The sequence below is a fragment of the Faecalibacterium sp. AF28-13AC genome (genome assembly GCF_003478405.1).
GTDB lineage: Bacteria > Bacillota > Clostridia > Oscillospirales > Ruminococcaceae > Faecalibacterium > Faecalibacterium prausnitzii_E.
Genome location: NZ_QUFG01000023.1, coordinates 1 through 6447 on the forward strand (window position 1 = coordinate 1; position 6447 = coordinate 6447).

General features: G+C 46.2%; 6 protein-coding genes and 3 pseudogenes. 3 read left to right on the top strand and 6 right to left on the bottom strand.

Annotation, left to right across the window (positions count from 1 at the left end; genetic code table 11):
• Positions 1 to 195, top strand: a 195-nt coding sequence (locus DWY95_RS16565; protein WP_147365987.1) for a tyrosine-type recombinase/integrase, incomplete at its 5' end; no start/stop codon positions are given.
• 131 nt (positions 196 to 326) lie between these two features.
• Here DWY95_RS16565 and DWY95_RS16570 read toward each other — a convergent pair.
• The 6 genes and pseudogenes from DWY95_RS16570 to DWY95_RS17155 form a co-directional block, all read right to left on the bottom strand.
• Positions 327 to 1808, bottom strand: a complete 1482-nt coding sequence (locus tag DWY95_RS16570; protein ID WP_118554322.1) for a recombinase family protein — start codon at positions 1806 to 1808, stop codon at positions 327 to 329.
• 19 nt (positions 1809 to 1827) lie between these two features.
• Complete coding sequence (locus DWY95_RS16575; protein WP_118554323.1) at positions 1828 to 3075, bottom strand: FRG domain-containing protein; 1248 nt, start codon at positions 3073 to 3075, stop codon at positions 1828 to 1830.
• Positions 3076 to 3089: 14 nt separating this feature from the next.
• Positions 3090 to 3602 carry a transcriptional regulator gene (locus tag DWY95_RS16580; RefSeq protein WP_243082889.1) on the bottom strand — a complete coding sequence of 171 codons (513 nt, stop codon included), beginning with the start codon at positions 3600 to 3602 and terminating at the stop codon, positions 3090 to 3092.
• Positions 3603 to 3616: 14 nt separating this feature from the next.
• Complete coding sequence (locus DWY95_RS16585; protein WP_117476688.1) at positions 3617 to 4156, bottom strand: DUF6036 family nucleotidyltransferase; 540 nt, start codon at positions 4154 to 4156, stop codon at positions 3617 to 3619.
• A 99-nt stretch (positions 4157 to 4255) separates the two neighbouring features.
• Positions 4256 to 5221: pseudogene (locus DWY95_RS16590) on the bottom strand (DUF3387 domain-containing protein); the annotation flags it as partial.
• A gap of 35 nt (positions 5222 to 5256) precedes the next feature.
• Positions 5257 to 5715 (bottom strand): hypothetical protein, encoded by a 459-nt coding sequence (locus DWY95_RS17155; protein ID WP_158577584.1) that lies wholly within the window; start codon positions 5713 to 5715, stop codon positions 5257 to 5259.
• Positions 5716 to 5781: 66 nt separating this feature from the next.
• On the opposite strand from DWY95_RS17155, the pseudogene DWY95_RS16600 reads away from it, so the two are divergent.
• Together DWY95_RS16600 and DWY95_RS16605 are read left to right on the top strand one after the other, a co-directional pair.
• A pseudogene (locus tag DWY95_RS16600) lies at positions 5782 to 6138 on the top strand (hypothetical protein); the annotation flags it as partial.
• Positions 6095 to 6447, top strand: a pseudogene (locus tag DWY95_RS16605) (N-terminal phage integrase SAM-like domain-containing protein); the annotation flags it as partial. The pseudogenes DWY95_RS16600 and DWY95_RS16605, both read left to right, overlap by 44 nt.

Genomic DNA, 6447 nt, shown 5'->3' on the forward strand with positions numbered 1-6447 from the left:
GATGTCCGCTTGCTCACACCGCACAGCTGCCGCCACACCTATGTGTCGCAGATGCAGGCATTGGGCGTGGACATTCAGACCATCCAGAGCATCGTAGGCCACGCCGACACCGAGATGACTGAGCATTATCTCCATGTTCAGGAATCCATTCGGCAGAGTGCGATCCAGTTGTTCAGCGAGGCGTTTTCGGCCTGAAAATTGGACGGAACAGCACTAATTAGACCAGATAAAATCTTTGGCATTGTGGTCAAAATTGTGGTCAAAGCCAAATGAGGTCAGCCCACAAACAAAAAAATCCAACGATTTCTAACGTGAAATCGTTGGATTTATGGTCCAGCAGAGCTGGACAAATCCAAACTTTTTTCCTCCGCCGAATCAGCGGTCAAAGTGTCCTCAAAACGGACGGTTTGGGTGCCACCCTTGTAGTTGAACGTAATCAGCATCCGGTCATCGTACAGGAAAATGGCATTTACAAAGATTTCAATCAGTGCTTTCCGCTGTTTTTTCTGCGAAATATCAAACTTTCTAAATTTCATCAGCCAGAATCGGATGAAATCCTCATTGAAGCTTGGCTTCTTCAATTTTTCATCTGCGATTTTTACAGTCAACTCATCTTTCTGGCTTTCCAGCGCTTCCAGACGCTCTTTCGTTGTCCGGGTGTACAAGCCGTCCTCTATCGCCTTCATCAGGTTGTCCAGCTTTTTGTTGACCTCTCGCAGTTGCTTTTCCAGCAGCGGGATCGTTGTGTTCTCCTGATTCTGGACATCCATGACCAATTGAACGATCTTGTCGATCACCGCATCGTCCTGAATCAGCTTCATGGTCTCCCGAACAACCAGATCTTCCAGCCAGTCCTTCTGCACGGTCTTTTTGTTGCAGCCCTTACGCCGTTTGACGTTGGCGCATTTATAATAATAGTAGGTGCGCCCGGTAGCACTGGTTCCGCTTTCGCCGAACATCAGCGCACCGCATTTGCCGCAGAACAGCTTGGTGGTCAGCAGATATTCCTCGTCTGCTTTGCCACAGGCAGGGGCACGCTTGTTCTTATCCATACGCTTCTGCACCCGGTCAAAAAGGTCTTTCGGAACGATAGCCGGAATCGCATCCGGCACAACGATATCCCGGAAAGACAATTCACCAATGTAACGACGGTTCTTCAACATGGTGTTCACGCTGCTGTGGGTCATTTTGCCGCCCTGCATATTGCGGACACCCTTGTCGTTGAGGAAGTTTACGATCTCCACCATTTTATCGCCGTTGTCATACCGCTGAAAGGCTTCCAACACCAGCGGCGAGGTCAGCGGGTCAAGATGATAAAACTTGTCCTCGTCGATTTTATAGCCGATAGTTCCCGTACCGCCAGTGCACTTTCCTTTCAAAGCGTTCTCGGTCTGACCGCGAATCACCTTTTCGGACAGCTCTGCGGAATAGTATTCCGCCATACCTTCCAGAAGGGTTTCCACCAGAATGCCCTGTGAACCCTCAGCAATGGGTTCCATAACGGAAATCAGGTGGACACCGTTCTTTTTCAGGATCATCTTGTAATTTGCGCTATCAAAACGGTTTCGGGCAAAGCGGTCAAATTTCCAGACGAGAACAACATCAAACAGCTTCTTGCCGCTGTCTTTGATCATCTGCTGGAACTCCGGGCGATTGTCCGTTTTTGCAGAGAATGCACGGTCAATGTAGTGTTTGATGACCGTGATACCGTTCTTTTCCGCATAGGCCGTGCATTCCCGAATCTGCCCCTCGATAGATTCTTCACGCTGGTTATCGCTGGAATAGCGGGCGTAGATTACGGCGGTCATATTTCACATCTCCTGTTGTCTATTTTTCGATATAATGTTGGAATGTAGAATACGGAAATAGTGATGGCTCATCCTTTTTCGATTTGTGTTTCGGATTTCCAAATGGTGCAATCTGTTCGCGCCCAAGTAAAATTCTATATCCGCTATCTTCTTTGATTGAAGGAAAGAAGTTTTTCTGTTGAACCAATTCTCCGTTACCTAACATTCTATCAACCAAATCGACTTGCATTCTAAGTACGCATGACACATTCCGGCTTAAGTCGCCATCTCTGGACAACTTTTTTACTATCCAACCGTGTTGCGCACATGGTCTCAAAATCACTGACGGAAGAGCTTTTCTTAAATCTATCGTCATCGTTTCCGTTCCCGCATACACACCTCTAAAACACTCTCCTTGTGTGTCCGCAACATATAAGATAAGATATGCATATGAAATATTTGAGCACTTGTCTCGTTCATATTGCAATTGTGCCTCGTTATTCCTTAGCTTTATACTTTGCTTCTGCTTTTCCCAGTTTTCTCTTTTCCGTTCGTTTCTGCTCTTTATTCCGGTTATTCTAACTTGTCGCGCATGTTCAAGTTTTTTCTCCTTTTCATCGGAATTTTCAATTTTAATTAGATTTTTATATGCATTGCACTTTTCAAATTCAGGATCAGTTTCATCTTCATAATCCGGTTCATCTGGCAACTGTACTTTTTTTACCGCATCAAGTTCCAAACAAGCTGGTTTCGGACATTTTTTGTTTAAAAAAGGCTTTCTTTTTTGATAGTAATAATTATAATAATCTGTTTTCTTACTTTGGTCTTTTTCCCGTTCTTTCTTTAATTCATATAAAGAGAACCATAATGCAGTCCAGTGGTTATCAACAAAGTCATGGCAGTATGTTCTTACACCGTAGTGTTGTAGCATTGCCTCAACTACAATTTTCTTATAATTAGCTCGTTCCTCAAGATCATCTCCGAAGTGGAGTGTTCCTTGCATTAGGGTATCACTTAGAATATTTTTCACATATAAATTGACTTCTTTTTCTCGTCTTTTTCTTTCCTCTCTATCAGGATTTCCATGTAAAATACTCGGTATCAATTTAGGATGTAGTTCTGTTTGCCCTCTATACAGAACGGTACCATACGCTGCATTATTGTGTTTTACACACCCAACAATTGCATTTAATCCTTGCATTGTAAACACATCATACACTGGAACTATACCATTCCATCTTCCCAAAAATCTTGTTCCATCTATTGATAAATTTTCAGGTCTATACATTTTGCATTTTCCTCTCAGTTTGCCATCTGATAGTTTTTCGCATATTTATAAATTTGCCGTGCACAGTCGAGGCTCATTTTGCTGGAATCGTTGTGTTTGAGCCATGCATTCACATTGCCCGGATTCAGCTTCAAGTCTGTGTAAAGGCGATAATTCGTCAGTTTCTTTTTTTGCTGAAGTTCCAATACCCGACGATGGATCAACTCTTTTGTGTCATTGTCTGCAAGGGCGGCATCCCGCACCGAGCAATAGCTGCGCCAGACTTTCCGATAGCCTTCCGGCAGTTCTGATGATTGCTTTTCAAGAAGCACCAGCATTTGCTCCAGCGAATAGAGATTAGAAAGTTGCTCATATTCCGCAGCAATCGTGCTGTTTGCGGTGTAGCGGAGCAGCAAATCCACTTTATCAAAGGCCAGCGCATAGAGAAACAGCGGTTCTTTCAGGCGGGGATTTTCGTTCAGACAATCCGCCAGCTTATGGACGCTTGCCGTCTGCATCCCGGCAAGCTCTGCCACATACTGCTTCAAGAAACCCTCAAATGTCAGCTTTCGCATGGTCTCCACCTCTCCACATACTCCTGATAACGGATATAAAAATCCCGATACCGCCAGTCGTTCAAGATGCTGGCTCTCAACTCATCCTCATCCGTTGCAAGGTGTTCCAGCAAATCCCAATCCAACGAATTCCGCACAGCCTCGCTCTCTACGTCTGCCTTGTCGGTGTCCCGGAAAGAGCACAGCTTTGCAATCACCAAGTCCTCCAGACTGGGTGTATAGAACTGCACCTTTGTACCACCAAAGGGTAGCGGCTGAAGCCGGTCTTGGAAGTTATACGGGAAATTGTCGATGTAGGCTTCCACATCGGTGTTGATGTCGTACTTGCCAAGCAAACTGTACAGTTCTTTCGGAACGCTCAAGGCATCAATATCATGGGTAGCGCGGGTCAGCTTGCCCAACAAAATAAACGCACTGCCGCCCACAATCACCATCTGATATCGGTCATTGTTGTCGATCATCAGGTCAGCATCTTCATCCAGACGTTCCAGACGCTTGCGGAGGTCATCTAAGATCATCTTTCCCATAAAACAGCCTTTCGTATTTTCAATAATAGTATTCTCTAAAATCATTTTAAGAGTTGGACTATGTATTGTCAAGAGGAAATCAACAATATTTCTCGCATTTTACGCTGTCATGTTATCTGTCCACATCTCGCACTGGCTGATAACCGTGCTGATTGCTGTATCATAATCTTCCGGTGGATACTTATATTTTTTCAGCAAGTGCTTCACCATCTTACGCATACTCGCACGGGCAGTTTCTTTTTTCTGCCAGTCTATCGTCCGATTTTTGCGCAGCATTTCCGTAAGTTCTCTGGTCAAGTCAATCAATTCATTATTTTGATAGAAGTCCTTTATGTTTTCCGGCTTTGTCAGAGCATCGTAAAAAGCCAGTTCTTCCTGCGTCAAGCCCAGCTTTTTACCGTTGTTATACAGTTCTGTAATCTCCTGTGCCGTTTTCAGAAGTTCCTTGATGACCTCCTCGTTTGTAATCAAGCCATTGTAGTAAGAGTTCATCAACTATGTAATCTTTTCTGAAAACTTCTGAGACTGCACAACATTTGTCCGTTTATACAGTGAAACTTGCTCTGCCATAAGTTTTTTCAAAATTTCTACGGCAATGTTCTTTTCTTTCATTTTGGAGATTTCATCCAGCACCGCCGGGTCAAACAAGCTGATATTTTCATCGGTTTGCTTGCTGTCAAACAGGCTTATCACACCTTGGCTCTGGATACTCGCTTTCAGAAGCGCGTTGATTTGGGCGTTAATTTCTTTCAACGAGAGCGTCTTTCCGCCGCTGCCGCCGTAGGTGATTTTTACAACGGTAGAACACGCGGCTTCCATGTAGGCAGCTTCATGACGCTCCTGTTCTGTGGTCATGCTGGAGCACAGGGAGTGCGACTGCTTCAGCAGCATCGCTTCTCGCAGGAACAAGTCCTTCCGCTTGGGTGCTTTTGCATCCAGCACAAAGTTCACACCGCCTGTCACCAGTTTTGCCATGACCAGCGGCGAACCGCCAATAAAACCGCTGAAATCAAAGCCGTGCAACAAATCTTTGCACACCTGAAGCTTTTCCTGAAACTTCGGATATCAGGATGGTATCAGATGCCTTGCAGACAAATTCCTTAACCTGAAAGCAGGGTGCCAGATAGGTCTTCCCATCCTTCTTCAAACTGTACGTCTTGATTGCCATGTTCTTTTTCACCTCGTTCTTTCTTGATCTCGTAGAATTTCCCATACGTTTGATTTAGCTTATGCCGCAAGCTCATGCACTCGCAATGGCTCAGAACACCGCGATAGCTCCCGATGGTTCTTTCAACGGATTCTTCCGTGATCTTTCCTTCCTCATATTCCGCCAGCACTTGCGACAGCCGCAGCTTAATGCCTCGGATTGTGGCGTGTCGTAGGCGGCGGTGTGTCGGCCACACCTTCATTCCTACAAACTCCACGCCCTGCTTCAATGGCTGGATGCTGGTTTTTCTGTTCAAGGCCAAATTTAGCTCCCGGCGCAGGAATGCTCCGATCTCATCCCGGATTCTGGCAAGCTCCTGCTTGTCGTGCCCGACGATAATAATGTCGTCCATGTACCGGATATACCAGTGGATGTGCAGCGTGTGTTTCACAAACTGATCCAAAGTATCAAGGTATATGCAAACGCTTATACCGCTGAAAAGGAAGCGGCGGCACAGGCAGAGCAGGACAAGCTGAAAGCCGAGGAAGAAGCCAAGAAAGCCGCCGAAGAAGCAGCGGCATCCGGCACAGAACAGCCCACGGAAAATAAGGTCACAAAGATCGCATCCGGCTTTTTGGGTGTGGTGGTGCTGATTGCACTGGCAGCAGGCGGCGGCTTCTACGCTTTCGCAAGGCAGAAGCAGAAAAAGCAGGCCGAAAAAGAAGCCCTTGACCCCGATGCAAACTACACCGAGGACAAGGGCGATTTTGAGATCCCTACCGATATGCCGGATGAGGGCGAAGCCCCGGACGAGCAGGACACCGAACCCATCTGATTTCAAGGCGGCATTTGCCGCCGTACATGCGCTTATCAGCGGTGTCCAGCTGGACACGATTCTGTACTTCGAGGATTGGGCAGATACATGGTTCGAGGGTCACAAGGATAATATCGCTCCCACGACACAGGAAAGCTACAAATACTGCCTGAAAATGCTCAAAGAGGGATTTTACCATTGCCCCTTGACCGTCATACGCCCCATCGACATCGAAAACTTTCTGAAAGGGATGCGGCGCAATGGCCGCTCCGATTCTTACATCAGCAAGGCACGAGGGATGCTCTACCAGATCTTTCAAAAGGCAGAAGC